The sequence below is a fragment of the Leyella stercorea genome (genome assembly GCF_021531655.1).
The window spans coordinates 1-18,765 of record NZ_JADYUF010000055.1 but is presented as its reverse complement, the minus strand read 5'-3'; the positions used below and the strand labels follow the sequence as shown (position 1 = coordinate 18,765).

Sequence of the window (18,765 nt, the reverse complement as noted above, 5' to 3'; positions counted from 1 at the left end):
ACATACGGAAATACTCAAAGCCTTTTTTATACAATAAATTCAACCTCAAAGTCTAAATCCGAAACTTGAGTTATTTACATATAAAAACAATGTCAAATTCCTCTGAGAATCTCTACCGACTTGACGGTAGAGTGCCGTTGGGAAAAGCTCTCCCGTTCGGTCTACAGCACGTGCTGGCCATGTTTGTCAGCAACATCACTCCAATCATGATTCTTGCCGCTGCCGTCGGACTCGACAGCGCAGTCAGTGCCGCGCTCATACAGAACTGTATGGTGATTGCCGGTATCGGTACTCTGGTGCAGCTCTTCCCCGTATGGCGCATAGGTTCGCGTCTGCCTATCGTGATGGGCATATCGTTCACGTTCCTCTCGCTTGCCATCGGCATTGCCGGAACATACGGTATGGGCACGCTTATAGGTGCCGTCATCGTCGGCGGTCTTGTTGAGGGACTGCTCGGACTCTTCGTCAAGTACTGGATCAAGCTCATCCCGCATGTCGTTTCGGCTACCGTCGTTACGGCTATCGGCTTCTCGCTCCTGCCCATCGGAGCCAACTCGTTTGCAGGAGGTATGGGTGCGCCCGACTTCGGCAGCATGAACAACTGGATTGTGGGCACCGTAACGCTTCTTGCCTGCCTGCTTTGCCAGGTGTTTGCCAAGGGTTTCCTGCGCTCGCTTTCGGTTCTTGTGGGCCTCATCGTGGGCTATGTGCTCGCCTGCTTCATGGGAATGGTCAACTTCGACAGCCTCAGCGGACATTCCATCATTGCCCTGCCGCGCTTAATTCCCTTCACTCCCGAGTTCAACATCGGCGCCATCCTCTCTGTAGTAGCCGTATATCTTGTGTCGGCAACTGAGACTATCGGCGACACTTCAGCACTCTGCAACAGCGCCTTGAAGCGCGACCCTGAGACCAAGGAGATGGGTTCTGCCATCTGCTGCGACGGTTTTGTCAGCTCTGTATCGGGTCTGTTCGGCTGTACTCCAATCACATCGTTCAGCCAGAACGTAGGTCTGGCAGCCATATCGGGTGTCGTCAACCGCTTCACTATCGGCGTAGGTGCTGTGGTGATGATTATCGGCGGCGTGTTCCCCGCTATCGGTGCCGCCCTTACCACAATCCCGCAGGCTGTGCTCGGCGGCTGTACTATCATGATGTTCGGAAGCATTCTGTTTGCCGGATTCGGCATGATGGCACGCGCAGGTTTCTCACAGCGCAACATGGTCATTGTCAGTCTGTCGCTCAGTGTAGGCCTTGGCTTCACCCAAGCCACCGGAATGTTTGCCATATTCCCCGAAATCGTGCGCACCGTATTTGCCGAAAACTGCGTGGCTGTAGTGTTCCTGCTTGCCGTTATACTCAATCTTGTATTGCCGAAAAAGGTGATGGGCGAGTAGAACAAAAAACCTACTATTTTAGTGATATTGCCATAGGCATAAAAAAAAGGAGTCCTTTTGCTTTCCAAAAGGGCTCCTTTTGTGTTGTAAAAGGACTCCTTTTGGCATGCAAAAGGACTACATTTGAAGGGCAAAAGGACTCCTTTTGAAAACGCCTCAAATAATGGCTGTAATGCAATAGTTTTAGGACGGCTCATCCTAAAACTTCATTAAACCGAGAAGTTTTAGGACAAATCATCCTAAAACTTTCAAATACGGGGCGGTTTTAGGACGATTTATCCTAAAAAAAGTGTAAATTAGCGGCAGATAAAACCAAACCGCCACATGAAACGAATAGAACGTACAGCTTATCTCAACAAACTCATAGCCTTTAAAGACAAGAACATCATAAAGGTGATAACGGGAATACGCCGTTGTGGAAAATCAACTATTATGGAGATTTTCCGCGACTGGCTCTTGGGCAATGGAGTCAAGGACAACCAGATTATATACCTTAACTTTGAGGATTACGACAACTACGAGCTTCGCAATCCTCACAATCTGAATGCCTACATAAAGCCGCTTATCCTGCAAGACCGCATGACGTATATATTCTTTGACGAAATTCAGCACGTCAGCGATTTCCCCGACATTATCAACAGTCTGAATCTGAAACCTACGGTCGACCTCTACGTCACGGGCTCGAACGCCTATATGCTGTCGAGCGAGATTGCCACACTGCTGTCGGGAAGATATATCGAGATTGCCATGTTGCCTCTGTCGTTCAAGGAATATGTCGAAGGCACCGACAGCAGCAACAATCTGCCGCAGGCATATACTGACTACATAACAAGAAGCAGTTTCCCATACACCATTGAGCTTGGTACGTACAGCGAAATCATCGACTACCTTACCGGTGTGTACAACACCATTGTGGTGAAGGATATTATGGCCCGCAAGAGACTGCCCGACGTCATGATGCTTGAAAGCGTTATACGATTTACTGCCGACAATATCGGCAACATACTTTCAACCAAACGTATTGCCGACATAATGACAGCCGATGGAAGGAAAATTGACCAAAAAACAGTAGAGCGTTATCTGTCGGCTCTGTGCGAAACTTTCTTCGTCTACGAAACCAAACGCTACAATATCAAGGGCAAACAACTGCTCAAGACGCTTGGCAAGTACTATCTCGTTGACATCGGTCTGAGACGTATGCTTCTCGGCTCGCGCTCGTTCGATGCCGGCAGAATACTCGAGAACATTGTCTATCTGGAACTGCTGCACCGCCAGAAAAAAGTGTATGTGGGAAAGATGGACAGCCTTGAGGTTGACTTTGTGGCTATCGACGAGAACAATATCAGTTACTATCAAGTGGCAGCAACCGTTAGAGACGAAACAACACTGCAACGAGAACTGGCCTCACTACAGCAGATTAACGACCAATATCCCAAATACATTCTCACGCTCGATGAAGATCCTACCGCCGACTACGACGGCATTAAGCGTGTGAATGCATTGAGATGGATGATGGGCGATGTCAGCCTGTAACCCCTACTCTATTCCGTACATCTTCAGGGGCACTGCATGGTTATGGTCGTTGAGATAGAGGCGCGTGCCCATACGGTAACGTGGATTGGTGAGCGAGAGGCTGTCTACACGTGCCTTGGTGCTTATGCCGCCTATGCTGAGCATCGTCGGGAATACCGAAGCGCTGGTCTGCACACCCTTGTTGAGGTTCGACTTCAATGCGTCTACTGTCGTAGCGTGCTCACGGCCGTAAGCCTCCGAGGTCCACACGAGCAGCGGCACGTCGGTGTCGTACTCCGACGGACGTGGCGCAGCGTGCAGGAACAAGCGGCGCGAGTCGTCGAATATGTTCTCGCCATGGTCGGACGTGTACATCATTGCGGCAACGGCTCGGGTAGAGCGCAGCTTCTCGATGATGCTGTGCAGGATGTAGTCGGTCTGCAGAATGGTGTTGTCGTAGGCGTTGACGAGCTGCGGACGGTTGTCGGGTTTTGCATCGGTGGGCGTGTCGGGCATAAAGCGGGCACGTGATTGTGGATAGCGGTCGCGATAGTTGAAGTGCGAACCGTACATGTGCAGCACCACAAACAGCTTCTTGTGTCCCTCAGCCATAGCCTTGTTGAGGAACGGCAGCAGGCGCTCGTCGCTCGTTTGAGCCACTACATCGTTAGCTTTGCCGTCAGCGGCGGCTGCTGCGGAGTCGTCATCAGCCTCTCGTATGAAGAGATGTTCGTCCGCCTGGTTGCCCAGGAAGTCGATATACGAGTGGTTGGGCTTCTGGTTTGAGAGGAACACGGTGTAGAATCCTGCCTCGCGGAAGGCAGCGAGTATTCCCTTTTCGCGATACAGGCGGTCGTGATCGTCGGCTGTTGCGGCGGTCAGCAGCATCGGTACGCTCTTGTGTGTGGTGTTCGACTGCGTGCGCACGTTGCTGAACACGAGCAGTCCTGAGGTATTGCTGAGCAGCGGATTGGTCGGGCGGTCGTAGCCATACAGCTGGAAGTTGCGCGAGCGGGCGGTCTCGCCCACCACGAGCACATACACTTCGGCAGAATCCTTCGGATGCTCCGACACTGCGTTGAAGCGGAAACAGGCTACATTATCATTGTAATGTGCCGACAGCGAACTCTCCTGCACCGCCAGACCAAGATTGTAGAACACATTGACGGGATACATATTGTCCTCGATGTGATATTCAAACTTGCCCTTCTTCTCATTGCCCTGCGGATAAGCCACATAGCATCCTGCAAGCGCTATTGCCAAGGGCAGCACCATATACAGCGACATACGCTGCATCTTGCGCTGGAACTGGCGGTCGATGCGCACACCCTTTATCCACTGCCATGCTGCTATTGTGAGCAAGGGCAGATAGAGTATGAACACGCCTGCAACGGCTGGCACCAGATTGTCGAGCAGTTCCATAGCCTCGCCGGGGTTGGTGGTGACGAGATTGAGGAACATGTCAACGGCTATCACGCCGTTGCCGTACAGATAGACGAGCACCATCTGGAACGCAGCGAAGAAAACCAGCAGGAAAAGTATCCACACCATGCGCCCTACATTACGCGAAACGGACATAATCAGGGCGTATAGCGACAGCGGAAGCAGCACGCCTACCACATCGGCCATAAGCGGTGTGTTCTCGGTGAAGCACAATGCCACGTTGGGAACGGCAAGCGACAGCACCATATAGAAGAAGAGGAAGCGTGGAGAGAGTAATAAGCGTAATTTCATTTTAATGAGTCAACACATTATTAATAACCTTTGTTCTGTTCCCAGTTCTGGTTCTCCTCCATGATGGCCTTGGGCACCGGCAGTATGCGGCACGACTTGTCGAAGCGTGCGCCGGGGAAACCGTTGACGTGGAAACCATATTCGCTCTCGAATGTGCCGAAGCGTATCATGTCGTTGCGACGCCAGTTTTCGTCGACGAATTCACGTCCGCGCTCGTCGAGAAGGTCATGCAATGTGGGCTTGCCGGCAAACTCCGGGGCATGCACATAGGCACGTATCTGATTGAGCAGCGACTGTGGCGTGTCGGCATTGGTGGCACGTGCGCCACGCAGCAGAGCCTCGGCCTTGGTCAGGATGATGTCGGCAAGGCGGAAGATAGGAACGTCGTTGCTCTGGTTGCGGTTGTAACCCGAATACTCGTTGGGGTTGGGATAGAACTTCAACGAGCGATAGCCCTGGCTCCATCCGGTAGGGCTGGAGCCGCAGTTGATGCGCTGGCGTGCAGCCTCGGAATCGTCTACGAGGTGTATCTTCTTCGAAAGCACGAGCTGACTGCCGTTGTATATATACGGATTGGCTGTAGGCTCGCCCGTAACGGCGTCGTGTATGAACACCTTTCCGTCGGTTGTGGCACCGAGGATTATCTCGTTGCGGTCGTCGCCGGGCAGTGTGAAGAGATTAGAATACTCCTCGTTGAGGGCAAATATACCTGCGCACGAGAGGTTCATCTTGCCACCAAGATAGCCTATTGTCTCGCCATTGTCGACCTTGCGGAATGTGCGCCAGCGTCCGTATTTCATTCCCTGGGCGCTGACCTTGTCGTAAGGCATGGCATAGATGAAGTCCTTTATGTGCGCTCCGTTGTCGTACAGGAACTTCTTGCGATAGCTGTCAGAGAGGTCGAAGGGTCCGTTCTGCATGATGTCGTCGCACAGACGCACACATTCGTCAAGCTTCTCGTTGGGCGAAGTGGCTGCATCGTAGTCGGCAACGTCGTCGGCTGTGTACACAGCCCAGTTGATGTATAGCTTCACGAGCAGCGCCTCAGCCATCCAGTAGGTAGGTTTGCCGTAGGTGCCGACGTTCACTTGTTTGGTGAGCAAGGGCAGACAATCCTTCAGTTCGGTCTCGATGAACTCGGCAACCTTGCGTCGTGGCTCGCGGCTTACAGCCTTGTTGTCATCGGGAAGGCGGTCGAGTATGGGCACATCGCCAAAACTATCCATCAGAATGAAGTGATAGAAGGCGCGCATTACACGTGCCGGGGCTGTCACTTCGGGTTTGGCGTTGTCGCCGCCGAGGTCTTCTATCACCTGATTGCACTTGGTTATGCCCGAAGCAAGGTCTGCCCAGTAGTTCAAGGGTTTGTCTTCGGGGTTGAAGTTGTGGAGCGTCGGGTTGACGTTTTCGCCGTTGTCGTAGTAGTCGCCACCAAAACTGATGCCCGCAACCTCGTCTGACGAGAACGACTGTATGCGATTGTAGTTGTCGCCCAACTGCTTGCGGAAGGCATAATACACGTCTGCCATCTTGGCCTCAAGAGCCACCTCCGACTCCGTTGGATAGTCGGTATATTTTGATTTCACGTCGACATCGAGGTTGGTGCAGCTTGTTGCAAGCACCAAAAGCGATGATACGAACGCGAAAAGAAGCGATTTGTTCATTCTTAATTTTAATGATTGATTATTGATGTTATGGGTCCTTACTAGGCCTGACTAAGCCTCTTTGGGCATTGCTGAGCCTTTTGGGGCATTGCTGAGCCAATGCTTGTGAAGGCTTGGCAGGGCTTGCTCTGTTTTAGAAGCTGACCTTCATTCCGAGCATGAACGTACGTGTGTGTGGATAATAATCCTTGCGCCAGTCGATGCCGGGGGTCAGTCCGCCGAGCGAAACTTCCGGGTCGCAACCCTTATACGATGTCAGCGTGAACACGTTGTTGCAAGTAGCGTACACCGAAAGGTTGTTGACCCATCCGTGCAGACGGCCGAAGTCGTAGCTCAACGACATTGACGAGAGGCGCAGGAACGATCCGTTCTCGATGTAACGGTCGGACGGCGACTGCGAGTTTACGTCGCCAAAGTTCTGCTTGGTGAGTGCTTCGCGGAAGACGTTCTTGCCCTGCGTTATCAATGTCACGCTGTTGTACTGTGCCCGAAGAGCGTTGAATATCTTGTTGCCGAATACTCCCTGGAAGAAGAGCGTTAGATCCCAGTTCTTGTAAGAGACTGTGTTGTTCCATCCGAGTGTGAGCTTTGGCTGTGCCGAACCGGTCTTGGTGCGGTCGGTATCGACTGGCTTGATGGTCTTTTCGCCCGTACGCTGGCCCGTAACGGGGTCGTGTACCCAGAACTGCGAAACTCCGTTCTCGTCGTGTCCGGCAAATTCGTAGGTGTAGAACTGTCCGATCGGGCTGCCCTCCATAAGTCGTTGTACAGCCACTCCGGTGTTGCCTGCAATCCAGGGGTAAGCCAAATCCTGATAGCTTACAGAATAAGCGGCGTTGGATAGTTTCTTTACACGGTTGCTGTTGTGCGACAGATTGAGCGACGAAGTCCACTGCCAGTCCTCGTTCCGAACCGGAATGGCGTTGATTGTTATCTCAATGCCTCGGTTGGTGATGTCGCCCACGTTGGCAGTCATTGTACCGAAGGGGAATCGGTTGGTAGAGACGGGATAATAATATATAAGGTCGGACGTGCGCTTGTCGTAATATTCGATTGTACCTGTGAGTCGCGAGTCGAAGAATCCGAAGTCGATGCCGATGTTGAACATGCCGGTGCGCTCCCATTTAAGGTCGGGGTTGGCGTTGTTGGTGGCGGCAAGTGTGTGCTTGTTGGATGCCACTCCGTTGGCGTCGATGTATGTGAACCATCCGCTCACGCCGTAAGTGCGTCGTGCCGAATATGCGTCGAAGCCGAGCGAGTTGCCCGATACGCCGTAGCCGACGCGCAGCTTGAGGTCGGAGAAGATGCCGAGGTTGCGCACCCATTCCTCTTCGGCAATGCGCCAAGCAGCCGAAAACGAGGGGAATGTAGCCCAACGGTGGTTCTTGCCGAATGCCGATGAACCGTCGCGGCGCAATGTTGCCTGGAAGTTGTAGCGCGAAGCGAACGAGTAGTTGACGCGTCCGTAGAACGAAATCATTCGAAGTGTAGACTCGGCGCCGCTCTCTACGGCGTCAATGCCGTCAATCTGGTTGGCATATGTGAGGTTGTAGTACTTCACGGCGTCGTTGTAGAAGTCCTTGACGGTAAGTCCGAAGCCGTCGTTCTCGTTGTTCTGTTCCCACGAATAGCCCAGCATGACGCCCAGCCGGTGATAGCCGGGGAAGCTGTGTGTGAAGTTGCCGAAGGTTTCGAACACCTGCTTGTTGTCCATATATGTAGAGCGTGTGGCCTGACCGTGTGTCTTCACAATCTGCGATTTGATAGAGTGATACTCCGACAGGACGTTCTGGTTGTACAGATAAGAGTATTGTGCGGTCCAGGTGAGGTCAGGCAGGATGGTGAGTTCACCCTTTCCGGTGAGCTGCATGCGTCGGTAGATGTTCTGATTGGTATCCTCGTTGATCATCGAGAGCGGGTTGTAGTACTGGGTTGTGCTGGTTGACTCGCTCCATGAGCCGTTGTTGTTGCGCACGGGTTGACATGGCGAGTAGTAGACCATTGCATCTGTGACGCTGACGCCCTGCTCCTGCGCTTCAATACCTTTCTTGGTGGTCTGGCTACCGTTTACGCCGAGCGACAACTGCAGATGATCCTTCAACACTTTAGAATGTGCCAGCGCACGTGCTCCGAAACGTTCAAGTTCTGACGAGCGTATTATGCCCTGATGGTTGAGGTAGCTCAGCGACACGTTGTAGCCCGAACGGGCGTTGCCACCCGACACGGCGAGGTTGTGACTGTGCGACAGTCCGGTGCGCTGCACCTCCTTCTGCCAGTCGACATTGCCGCCCATATCGTTTGGCAGTGTAAAGTTGTGCTGCTTGGCGTATGCTCTTAGCTCGTCGGCTGAGGCGAGGTCGAGATACTTAGCCACTGACTCTACGGCTGCATAGCCGTTGTATGTGACGCGAGCCGAGCCTGCCGAGCCGTGCTTTGTGGTGACGATGATAACGCCGTTGGCTGCCTTTGAGCCGTAGATGGCGGTGGCTGTAGCGTCGCGAAGGATATCGATTGACTCGATATCGTCGGTTGCTACGAGCGAGAGGTCGACACCTGGCACGCCGTCGACTATATAATAAGGTTCCATAGCTGCACCCGTGCGCAGTGTTGAAGCGCCTCGCAGGGTGATGGAAGGAGCGGCGTTGGGGTCGCCGCTGTTTGAAACGGTGAGTCCGGGCACCTTGCCTTGCAGCAATTGTGCAGGCGATGTGTACACACCCTTGTTGAGATCGGCCGACTGGATGGTAGTGATTGAGCTGGTGACGTCCTTTCGGCGCATCTTGCCATAGCCCACTACGACTATCTCGTTAATCTTGAGCGTGTCGCGATACGAGTCTGTCTGGTCGGGATTGTCTGAGTCTTCGGCTGCAAATGTGTTTGCACTAATGCCCGTCGCGAGCAAAGCCATGATTAGCTTTTTGTTCAAAATCATTATATAAAGTATTGTTAGTTCAAAAGGATTGTTAAGGGGCTGCTTAGAAAGCTTCGTTTATATTGAAGATAAATCCGCTCTGTCCTGATTTGCCGAGTCCGTAGTCAAGACGTACGTTGACGTTCTTCTTGAATTCCCAGCGATAGCCTATGCCGTAGTTGGGCAGTATATGGTTCATCTTTATCTGGCTGAACTTGGGGAACACTGTGCCTGCTCCTGCCCACAGCACGATGCCGTTGCGTCGCCATACGTGCTGTCGCAGCTCTATCTGCGCCTCCACTTTGTGCTTGTCGCGGTATCTGCCCTGATAGTATCCGCGCATGGAATAGCTGTCGCCAAGGAGTGCAAGCATCGACCATTGGGGGTTGCCGAAGTTGAACTGCGTGCGCAGGTCGCCTGCAAGAGTGGCTCCCTTCCACATGGGCAGATAGGCGTCCATGCGCAAATCGGTAGTTGAGAAGGCGCATTTGTTGCCCATGAACTTGGGTCGGAACAACTGCTGCACCTGAAGGAATACGCCTTCGTGCGGCGCTGTGAGATTGTCGCGCGTGTCGTAGAGCAGAGTCAGTCCGGCACCGGAGTTGAACGATACGCGGCGCTGGCCCTCGATGAGTTCAGGACGGTCCATGTCGTGGCCCCAAACGTAGTCGAATGCTACGGTAGGACCTACGAACAGATTGTCGGTTGTGCGTATGAGCCAGCTGGCTTTGGCCTGCGCCTGCCACCGTTTCATCTTGCTCTTGTTGTCGTCGTTGTCGCCCATGTCGTAGCCCAAGCCCCAGATGTAGCAGGGGAAGGAATAGAAGTAGAGCGTATAGTCAATGCGATGGGTGTCGCGGGGGAACTTGTGCGTGCCGCGAACGCCGAGCATGTAGAAGCCCACGGTCGAGACGTCGCCGAAGAGCGACACGTTGCTGGGTGCCGAGAGCGAGTCGGTGGGGTCGGAACGATAGAGTCCGGCAGCCACGAGTCCCAGTCCGAGCTTGGTGTCGGTGCTGTAGTGTGGTCCGCCTATTATGCTGAAGTCGAAGCGCTTGTTCTTCTTCTCCTTGTTGGCATCGTTGAAGTAGTCGAGAAAGCGGGTCATGAATCCGCGCTTATGCGTTGTCTTCACTGCTGAAGTGTCTACGGCTGCGGTGTCGACCGGCTCTGCCGCCGCCATCGGCATTGCCGAAAACAGCATGACGGCTATTGCGATTAGTGAGCGATGGAGCATGGATGAGTTTTGAATTTTGAGTTTTGAGTTTTGAATTGCTTGCTTACATTATTAATATATAAGGCCAGTACAACTGGCTGACAAGCCATGCATTTTAATATACAAGACCAACATTGTCCACCCAGAACGTGTTGCCTACAGTGCCAACGTATGCTCCGCCGTGGCTCGACGAGAACTGCAGCACTATGTGTGTAGGCGTAGCGTCGGCCGGAGCCCATCCGGTTTCCTTCACGAGCACGCTCTTTCCCTTAGAGTTGCGGGCGTAGTCGTGAGAGCGCAGCCCCATAGTGGCAGCGTTGTAGAACGACTTGCCGGTGATGTTGCCGTAATGAATCTCGTAGGTAGCGTCCTCAACCCATCCGCCGGTAGACTTGCCGTACTTCACAACGACGGTGCCTACGCGCTGTGCGGTGATGTTGCCGTTGGCGTCCTCGTGGCGCTTCTGCAGCAGCAGCATTGCTATGCAGTAGTCGGGTCCGGGCACTGTGGTCACCTTCGAGAATCCGGTCTGACGAATACGGTTGGGGGTTCCGGGCACCTGTACCTTGTAGTCGTAGCGCAATGCCTTAGGACGGTGTGTGAAGGGGATGCCGAAGTTGAGCGCCTTGGGGCCGTCCTTGGTGCCTGTGATAGGCTCCTTCATGTCGCCGAGGAATATGCTTCCGGCTGCAAGCACCTTGATGTTGATGAGTCCCAGAACCTTGCAGGTCTCGATATGTGTAGTCATCTTGGCGCAATGGCCCGATGCGTGGTTGTCGCGATACACCGAATTGTTGGTCTTGGTGATGCCCGACACCTTAGCCATGACGTTGCTGGTGCCCCAGGGCGAACCGCCGAGGTTGACGTATGGGTTGTTGCCAGAGAGCGATCGGTTGGGTCCTATCTCGTAGAGGGTCTTGGTCTGTCCGCCGATAACAGCCGACTCGTGTATCTGACGTGTCACCCAAGTATCGAAATTGCCATACTTGAACGGTACGAACTTGCCCTGTGCCATTGACGTGAGCGACACGGCGAGGGATAAAATGGCTGTCAACACAGTCTTGCATGTAGAATGATTCATTGCTGTTGTGTTTTGATTAACTTGTTGTTATTTTCTAAAAGATATAGTTCTTTTTACATCTTAAAACTATCGTTGTATATGTCTTGTTTTCAGCTCAAATTGATATGGCATTGCAAAAGGACTACATTTGCATTGCAAAAGGGGTCGTTTTGCTGTCCAAAAGGAGTCCTTTTGCCTTCCAAAACGAGTCCTTTTGCAGCCCGAAAGGAGTCCTTTTGAAATGCGGGGAGGGCCCTTGGGCACGACACATGGGATATGAGCCGTTGCGAGAGAGCCTCTTCTGGCTGCTTGCGGGACACGTAACAGACGTTACATAGATGTGTCGCAAATGCTGTATGTAGCTGAATTTAAGCCACAAAGGTAAATAAAAAAGGCTGAATGGAAACTCTTTTATTGTTAAAAGTTTCCATCCAGCCTTGTTTTTTGGCTGTTTTGGGATATTATATAGGTGATTTAAGCTATACGTCCCGATTATTTCGTGGCTATCTCTACAGCCTTCTGTACGATGCGGTTCTGCTCGTTCATTATGCGATAGTACTCGTTCATGTCCCAGATGTCGCGTGCTATGAGCGCCTTGAGCTGCACCTTGAGCATGGGCAGGGTCTTGTCGCACTCTTCCTTCGAGTAGCCTTTGAGTTTCAGGCGTTCTGCCTCGGCAAAGATACTGTCGGTCATCGACTGCGGCACGGTGTAGTTGCTATAGAAGTCGTCGAACGATGTGTAGCGCGACTTGAGCTCCTGACGGTGCTGGTCTACATAATGCAGGGTGGCGTTGACGATGAGCGAACGGGCTGCAATCTGACGATGCAGGAGGGAGAACTGCGTTGTGTCGAGGGGCACAAAAACGTCGGGCATGATGCCTCCACCGCCGTAAACGGTGCGGTGACGGCGCAACGTCTGATACTTCAGCGAGTCGGCAAAGTGTATCGAATCGGCAGAATACAGCTCGCCATGCTTGAATCGTTTCTCTATGTCCATAGCGTAATCCTCCTGGTCGCCCTTTGCATACGGCTTCTGTATGCAGCGTCCTGAGGGCGTATAGTAGTGGGCTATGGTGAGTCGTATCATCGATCCGTCTTCAAAATCGATAGGGCGCTGCACGAGACCCTTGCCGAACGAGCGTCGGCCTATGATTGTGCCACGGTCCTGGTCTTGCATTGCACCAGCCAGAATCTCTGCTGCTGAGGCTGAGTATTCGTTGACGAGGACGTAAACCTTGCCCTTTGTGAGTCGGCCGTTGCCCGTTGCGCGGTATTCCATGCGTCGCTGGGCGCGTCCTTCGGTATAAACGATGAGGTCGTTCTTCTGCAGGAACTCCTCGATTATCTTCACTGCTGCCTGCAGATAGCCTCCGCCGTTCTCCTGAAGGTCGATGATGAGGTCGCGCATGCCTTGCGTCTGCAGGGTGTCTACGGCCTTCATGAACTCGGCATAGGTCGTTGCACCGAACGATCCGATACGTATATATCCCACACGGGGGCGTATCATGTAGTAGGCATCGACCGAATATACGGGTATCTTGGCTCGTGTCACGTCAAAGTAGAGCAGTTCGTCGACGCCACGGCGTTTGATGCCGAGCTTGATTTTCGAACCGCGGGGTCCGCGCAGACGTCGCATTATCTCCGAACGTTCCATCTTTACGCCCGAAATGGCGGTGTCGGCAACGGTGATTATGCGGTCGCCGGCGAGTATTCCTACCTTCTCTGACGGGCCTTTCGACACGGGCTGTATGATGAGCAGGGTGTCCTCAACCATGTTGAACTGCACTCCGATGCCGTCGAACGATCCGTTGAGCGGCTCGTTCAGCGCCTTTGTCTCCTTGGCAGTGGAATAGAGCGAGTGTGGGTCGAGTTCCTTCAGCATTCCGCGTATGGCGTCCTCGACGAGCTTCTGCTGGTTGACCGTGTCGACATAAAGCTGCGATATGGCCATTTCGGCTAACTGAAGTTTGCGCAGAGGGTGCAGTTTCTGGGCGTTGACGCTCGCTGCTGCCACTATGGTAAGGAGCAGTACAAGCAGAGCTTTGATTGTTTTCATTTGTTGATTGTTATTTGGCATAGATGTTATTCTTCGAAGAAGGTGTCCTCGGGCAGGTCTTCTTCCACCACAAGATTGTCGATAATGAAGTTCTGACGTTCCATGGTGTTCTTGCCCATGTAGTATTCGAGGAGTTTCTGCACTTGGTCGGTCTTGTGCAGGGTGACTTGTTCGAGTCGCATCTCGGGACCAATGAAGTGGGCAAACTCTTCGGGTGAGATCTCGCCGAGGCCCTTGAATCGTGTTATCTCGGGGTCGGGTCCGAGGTCGCGTATTGCCTGCTGGCGCTCCTCATCGCTATAGCAGTAGCGTGTGATGAAGTCGCTCTTCTTCTCCTTTCCGGTCAGTCGGGCGTCGGCATCGGCTATGGCTTGCTTGTTCTTTATCTTCGTTCGGCGGTTGCGGACGCGGAACAGCGGTGTCTGCAACACGTATACGTGGCCCTTCTTGATAAGGTCGGGGAAGAACTGCAGGAAGAATGTGATGATGAGCAGGCGTATGTGCATGCCGTCTACATCGGCATCGGTTGCCACGATCACCTTGTTGTAGCGCAGAGAGTCCAATCCGTCCTCTATGTCGAGGGCGGCCTGGAGCAGGTTGAACTCCTCATTCTCGTACACAACCTTCTTGGTCAGTCCGTACGAATTGAGGGGTTTGCCTCGCAGGGAGAATACAGCCTGGGTGTTGACATCGCGGCTCTTGGTGATCGATCCGCTCGCCGAGTCGCCCTCGGTGATGAATATGCTCGACTCTTCCTTGCGCTCGTTCTTGGCATCGGAATAATGTATGCGGCAGTCGCGCAGCTTGCGGTTGTGCAGATTGGCCTTCTTGGCACGCTCACGGGCGAGCTTTGTCACGCCAGCCATTGCCTTTCGCTCGCGCTCACTTTCCGTTATCTTCTGCTGCATCACCTCAGCCACGTCGGCATGTATATGCAGATAGTTGTCCACTTCGAGCTTCACGAAGTCGCCTACGTACTTGTTTATGCTTTCGCCTTCGGGTGCCATCTGCAGCGAACCGAGCTTAATCTTGGTCTGACTCTCAAACATCGGCTCCTCAACATTGATGGCTATGGCTGCAACCAGACCGTTACGAATGTCGGTGAACTCATAGTTCTTGCCGAAAAAGTCCTTGATGGTGCGGGCGATGTGCTCCTTGAACGCGCTCTGATGAGTTCCGCCCTGAGTGGTATGCTGTCCGTTGACAAACGAGTGATATTCTTCGCCATACTGATTGGTATGTGTGAAGGCTATCTCTATGTCTTCGCCCTTCATGTGAATGATAGGATAAAGGGGGTCGACGGTCATTGTGTCGGTGAGCAAGTCGGCCAGTCCGTTGCGCGAAAGGATGCGATGGCCGTTGTACATGATGGTTAGCCCCGTGTTAAGATAGGTGTAGTTGCGGAGCATTGTCTCCACGATGTCGTCGTGGAAGGAGTAGCCCGTGAACAATGTTGGGTCGGGCTCGAAGAAGATGAAGGTTCCGTTCTCGTCGGTAGTGTCCTCGGTATGGTCGCTCATGAGGTTGCCGCGCTCAAACTTAAGCGCTCTTACCACTCCGTCGCGATACGACTTCACCTCGAAATGAGCGCTCAATGCGTTGACCGCCTTGACACCAACGCCGTTCAGTCCGACGCTCTTCTTGAACGCCTTCGAGTCGTACTTGCCTCCGGTATTGAGCACCGATACAGCCTCGACGAGCTTACCCTGGGGTATGCCGCGGCCGTAGTCGCGCACCGAAACACGCAGACGGTCGTCGACATCGATTTCGATGCGACGACCGGCATTCATCTTGAACTCGTCGATAGAGTTGTCGACAACCTCCTTGAGCAGCACATATATGCCGTCTTCAGGCAGGTTGCCGTCGCCCAAGCGTCCGATGTACATACCGGGACGGGTACGCACATGTTCCATGTCGGACAGGTGGCGTATGTTGTCGTCGGTATATTGGACTGTTGGCTGTATGATTTCTTCTTCCATTACTTTATATCTTTCTTATAGCACTTGCGGCGTTTGTGGCAGACACATTCAAAATCGCCCCACTGACCCTGCACGTTCTCGTTGCTCTCAAGCTCCACCTGCGACTCGCCCCACTCGAATCCGTACTTCTGATAGCGCGGAATGAGGTCGGAGAAGAGCAGCGCGTTGGCTCCCTTTGAGCGATATTCGGGCAGCACGCCGACAAGCAGTAGGTCGACGATGTTGGTCTTGTGGCGCTTGATGGCGCGCAAAACGTGTATCCATCCGAACGGGAACAGACGTCCACGCTTGCACTTGCGCAATGCGTAGGCAAGTGAAGGGATGGTGATACCAACTCCCACGAGCTTGTTGTCAGCACCTGCGTCCTCGATGAGTGTGATGAGGCTGAGGTCGGCAAGGGGGAAGTACATGTTGATGTACTGGTCGATTTGGCGGTCGGTGAGCTGTGAGAAGCCGTAAAGGTCGGCGTATGTGGTGTTGATGAGTTCGAATATCTTGCGTCCGTATCCGCCCTCAAAAATGTCCTTCTTCGTAACCTTCTTCACGCGGAGGTTGTATCGGTGCTGTATCATCTTTGCCAGCTTGGCGTGGCGGTCGGGCATAGTGTCGGGCACAAGAATCTTGTACTCTACATATTTATTGTCTACAATCCATCCCTCCTGCGCCTCAATGTGCTCGGGATAGTAGGGATAGTTGTAAATGGTAGCCATTGTTCCGAGCTGGTCGAAGCCTTCGGTGAGCATGCCTTCGGGGTCCATATCGGTGAAACCGAGCGGTCCTACCACCTCTGTCATGCCATGTGAACGTCCGTAATCTTCAACGGCTTTCAACAAAGCAGCCGAGACCTCACGGTCGTCGACGAAGTCTATCCATCCGAAACGAACCGACTTGCGGTTCCAACGTTCGTTGGCGCGGTTGTTGATGATGGCTGCCACACGTCCTACGAGGCGTCCGTCCTTGTAAGCCATATAATATTCGGCATCGCAAAACTCGAATGCTGCATTCTTGTCCTTGCGCAGGGTGTTCACCTCATCTGTGTAGAGGTTGGGCACATCGAATTCGTTGCCCTCATAAAGGTCATAATGAAAATCAATGAAAGTCTGGAGGTCGCGGCGCGACTCAACCTTACGAATTTCTACTGCTGACATCTATTCTTTTCTGTTTTGTTATATAACTCTGAAAAAGCGCGCCCGTATTGACCTTCAGGAGGGCGCAACTTGTTAATTCAATACACTTAGTGTTAAGAATGCAAAAGTACAGAAAAAAGGCTAAACGAAAGAATATCAGCGGAATATTTATAATTATTTACGTTTCGCAAAGCTACGAAACGAGTTTACGAAAATTCCTACCACTTCCATTTTGACACATACTCTTTATAGAAATCCGAAGGCTCGGTCGTAGTCTTCGCTATTGCCCAGTCGGCCGTTGATGAGGCACACCAGTTCGACTGTAGCGCGTAGACAGAGGCGGTTGTCGGCCTTGCGGAAGATGTCCTGATTGAAGATGTAGCGCAAACCTTCCTTGCGTATGCCGAGCTTGGAGACGAAGACATCGTCGCTACGCAGCGGTGTCTTATACTGAAGATTCATTCGTGCCACTACGGGGTCGATGCCCTTCTCGTGCAGACGGGCAAAGCTCACGCCGAGCGACTGCAAGTACAGATGGCGTGTATGTTCGGTGTAATGCAGATAGTTGGCATTGTTGACAATGCCCTGGATGTCGCACTCATAGTCGCGCACTTCCATTTCGGTTTCAAAAACGTATTTAGCCTCCATTTTTGTATTACTGTTTTATTGAGTTGAACAATTCAAAATTCTTAATTGTCCAACTCAAAATCGGCAAAGCCGACAATTCAAAATTCAAAATTCAAAATTCAAAACTACAGATAGAATATTCCTTCGGGTCCTTCGTTCATGAGCAGGTCGAGCGCCGACATGTTGGGCTGGAACCCCTGGCGCAGCGTGTGCACCTGATAGTATTGGTGCGGAGTGAAGTCGGCATCGGGCAAAGGACGCTTCGGACGGATGGCGTCGCGGAAGTCGTCGACGCGCAATTCTGCCCCACCCTCTGCGCTTAGCCGGGCTTGCAGAGCCTCAGCGTCGATGTATTCGTCAGACAACTGCACGTTGGGCTGCACGTCGAGGAGTTCGCAAAGCTTTTCGGTTATCGCCATATTGAAGTCGACGAGATACTCCCACTTGCACTCGAAGAACGGACGGATGTCGTCTTCGTAATACACAAAGAACGGACTCTCGCCGTAAGCCGACACTATTGCGTTCCAATGCTGGTGGCGCCACTCGCCATGGTCGCTTATACGGATGTCGCACATGGGACATTTTGCTCCGTCGTAGCGTTCGATTGGCACGGTGAGGGCTTGCACTCCGTTGGCTGTTGCTATGAGGCAACGGTTGCGATAGGTCTGCTTGCAGAAGTTGTCGTGCTGCTCTACAATCACGCGCCCATAACGATGGAGCTTCTGCATCCATTGGATGGGAGGGAAGTAGGAAGAAGACAAAAGAGCGCAAAGCCCCACCCCCGGCCCCTCCCCCGTAGGGAGGGGAGCGGTATGCTGTGCTGCTTGAAAGCTATTTAATGATTGGGAGTTATTTGATACTTGAGAGTTAATCATTCAATATTTGAAAGTTATTAATTCAATGCTTGAGAGTTATTCATTCAGAAAATCTTCAATTGTTTCTATAACATTGTCTATCTCGTTCATAACCTCTTGGTTAGTGAATCGCATGACATAAAAGCCTCGTTTATTGAGAAACTCGGTGCGTGCCTCATCCTGCAATTGCTGTTCGTCTGTGAAATGATATTCGCCATCCACTTCTATAACCAACTGCCTGGAAAGACACGCAAAGTCTGCTATATAATCCCCGATAACGTGCTGTCGACGGAAATGATAATCTGGTATTTCAGCCTTCAGACAATCCCATAATAATGATTCCGCCAACGTCATCTCTCCCCTATTCTTCCTCGCATTGGCTTTCAGTATAGGGTAAATGTCGGGCGAAGCCATCATATAAGGACTATCCTTCTTGCTCATATAACATTATATCTAAAAGTAAAAACCTATAACAAAGCCCCCAAAACTCTCAATAAGAAAACCAAAGTTTCCTCACCAAGAAAATCACATCACTCCCCTCCCTGCGGGGGAGGGGCTGGGGGTGGGGCTTATTATTTCTCCATTCCACAAAATCATATCACTCCCCTCCCTACGGGGGAGGGGAG

The 18,765-nt window shown here is 52.4% G+C and carries 13 protein-coding genes; 2 read left to right on the top strand and 11 right to left on the bottom strand.

What is annotated here, in order from left to right:
• The first annotated feature begins 89 nt into the window (after nucleotides 1–89).
• Nucleotides 90–1,397 carry a uracil-xanthine permease family protein gene (locus I6E49_RS12610; protein WP_235402726.1) on the top strand — a complete coding sequence of 436 codons (1,308 nt, stop codon included), beginning with the start codon at nucleotides 90–92 and terminating at the stop codon, nucleotides 1,395–1,397.
• A 324-nt stretch (nucleotides 1,398–1,721) separates the two neighbouring features.
• Nucleotides 1,722–2,930 carry an ATP-binding protein gene (locus I6E49_RS12605; protein WP_235402721.1) on the top strand — a complete coding sequence of 403 codons (1,209 nt, stop codon included), beginning with the start codon at nucleotides 1,722–1,724 and terminating at the stop codon, nucleotides 2,928–2,930.
• A gap of 3 nt (nucleotides 2,931–2,933) precedes the next feature.
• Here I6E49_RS12605 and I6E49_RS12600 read toward each other — a convergent pair whose 3' ends face one another.
• The 11 genes from I6E49_RS12600 to I6E49_RS12550 form a co-directional block, all read right to left on the bottom strand.
• Nucleotides 2,934–4,643 carry a phosphoethanolamine transferase gene (locus I6E49_RS12600; RefSeq protein ID WP_235402717.1) on the bottom strand — a complete coding sequence of 570 codons (1,710 nt, stop codon included), beginning with the start codon at nucleotides 4,641–4,643 and terminating at the stop codon, nucleotides 2,934–2,936.
• Nucleotides 4,644–4,663: 20 nt separating this feature from the next.
• Nucleotides 4,664–6,307, bottom strand: coding sequence for a RagB/SusD family nutrient uptake outer membrane protein (locus I6E49_RS12595; protein ID WP_235402715.1), 1,644 nt, complete (start codon nucleotides 6,305–6,307; stop codon nucleotides 4,664–4,666).
• A 133-nt stretch (nucleotides 6,308–6,440) separates the two neighbouring features.
• Nucleotides 6,441–9,239, bottom strand: a complete 2,799-nt coding sequence (locus I6E49_RS12590) for a SusC/RagA family TonB-linked outer membrane protein (protein WP_235402713.1) — start codon at nucleotides 9,237–9,239, stop codon at nucleotides 6,441–6,443.
• Nucleotides 9,240–9,282: 43 nt separating this feature from the next.
• Nucleotides 9,283–10,407 carry a BamA/TamA family outer membrane protein gene (locus I6E49_RS12585; protein ID WP_441006979.1) on the bottom strand — a complete coding sequence of 375 codons (1,125 nt, stop codon included), beginning with the start codon at nucleotides 10,405–10,407 and terminating at the stop codon, nucleotides 9,283–9,285.
• Between the two features lie 142 nt (nucleotides 10,408–10,549).
• On the bottom strand, nucleotides 10,550–11,515 hold the full coding sequence (locus I6E49_RS12580) for a PCMD domain-containing protein (protein WP_235402709.1): 966 nt from the start codon (nucleotides 11,513–11,515) through the stop codon (nucleotides 10,550–10,552).
• A 471-nt stretch (nucleotides 11,516–11,986) separates the two neighbouring features.
• Nucleotides 11,987–13,552 carry a S41 family peptidase gene (locus tag I6E49_RS12575; protein ID WP_235402706.1) on the bottom strand — a complete coding sequence of 522 codons (1,566 nt, stop codon included), beginning with the start codon at nucleotides 13,550–13,552 and terminating at the stop codon, nucleotides 11,987–11,989.
• A 26-nt stretch (nucleotides 13,553–13,578) separates the two neighbouring features.
• Nucleotides 13,579–15,531: a DNA topoisomerase IV subunit B gene (locus I6E49_RS12570; protein ID WP_235402704.1), complete on the bottom strand. Its 1,953-nt coding sequence runs from the start codon at nucleotides 15,529–15,531 to the stop codon at nucleotides 13,579–13,581.
• A complete protein-coding gene (locus tag I6E49_RS12565) occupies nucleotides 15,531–16,679 on the bottom strand; it encodes an N-acetyltransferase (RefSeq protein WP_235402702.1) in 1,149 nt (382 codons plus the stop codon). The genes I6E49_RS12570 and I6E49_RS12565 overlap by 1 nt, the downstream gene beginning before the upstream one ends.
• Before the next feature lie 225 nt (nucleotides 16,680–16,904).
• Nucleotides 16,905–17,306, bottom strand: coding sequence for an acyl-CoA thioesterase (locus I6E49_RS12560; protein WP_235402701.1), 402 nt, complete (start codon nucleotides 17,304–17,306; stop codon nucleotides 16,905–16,907).
• 104 nt (nucleotides 17,307–17,410) lie between these two features.
• Entirely contained in the window at nucleotides 17,411–18,013 is a 603-nt protein-coding gene (locus tag I6E49_RS12555; protein WP_235402698.1) for a WbqC family protein, read from the bottom strand.
• 183 nt (nucleotides 18,014–18,196) lie between these two features.
• Nucleotides 18,197–18,580: an endonuclease domain-containing protein gene (locus I6E49_RS12550; protein WP_235402694.1), complete on the bottom strand. Its 384-nt coding sequence runs from the start codon at nucleotides 18,578–18,580 to the stop codon at nucleotides 18,197–18,199.
• Between the last annotated feature and the right edge of the window lie 185 nt (nucleotides 18,581–18,765).

What these genes read in the sequence shown, in the direction of transcription:
- I6E49_RS12610 (WP_235402726.1), top strand. Translation starts at nt 90, where the DNA reads ATGTCAAATTCCTCTGAGAATCTCTACCGACTTGACGGTAGAGTGCCG.
- I6E49_RS12605 (WP_235402721.1), top strand. Translation starts at nt 1,722, where the DNA reads ATGAAACGAATAGAACGTACAGCTTATCTCAACAAACTCATAGCCTTT.
- I6E49_RS12600 (WP_235402717.1), bottom strand. Translation starts at nt 4,643, where the DNA reads ATGAAATTACGCTTATTACTCTCTCCACGCTTCCTCTTCTTCTATATG.
- I6E49_RS12595 (WP_235402715.1), bottom strand. Translation starts at nt 6,307, where the DNA reads ATGAACAAATCGCTTCTTTTCGCGTTCGTATCATCGCTTTTGGTGCTT.
- I6E49_RS12590 (WP_235402713.1), bottom strand. Translation starts at nt 9,239, where the DNA reads ATGATTTTGAACAAAAAGCTAATCATGGCTTTGCTCGCGACGGGCATT.
- I6E49_RS12585 (WP_441006979.1), bottom strand. Translation starts at nt 10,407, where the DNA reads ATGCCGATGGCGGCGGCAGAGCCGGTCGACACCGCAGCCGTAGACACT.
- I6E49_RS12580 (WP_235402709.1), bottom strand. Translation starts at nt 11,515, where the DNA reads ATGAATCATTCTACATGCAAGACTGTGTTGACAGCCATTTTATCCCTC.
- I6E49_RS12575 (WP_235402706.1), bottom strand. Translation starts at nt 13,552, where the DNA reads ATGAAAACAATCAAAGCTCTGCTTGTACTGCTCCTTACCATAGTGGCA.
- I6E49_RS12570 (WP_235402704.1), bottom strand. Translation starts at nt 15,531, where the DNA reads ATGGAAGAAGAAATCATACAGCCAACAGTCCAATATACCGACGACAAC.
- I6E49_RS12565 (WP_235402702.1), bottom strand. Translation starts at nt 16,679, where the DNA reads ATGTCAGCAGTAGAAATTCGTAAGGTTGAGTCGCGCCGCGACCTCCAG.
- I6E49_RS12560 (WP_235402701.1), bottom strand. Translation starts at nt 17,306, where the DNA reads ATGGAGGCTAAATACGTTTTTGAAACCGAAATGGAAGTGCGCGACTAT.
- I6E49_RS12555 (WP_235402698.1), bottom strand. Translation starts at nt 18,013, where the DNA reads ATGCAGAAGCTCCATCGTTATGGGCGCGTGATTGTAGAGCAGCACGAC.
- I6E49_RS12550 (WP_235402694.1), bottom strand. Translation starts at nt 18,580, where the DNA reads ATGAGCAAGAAGGATAGTCCTTATATGATGGCTTCGCCCGACATTTAC.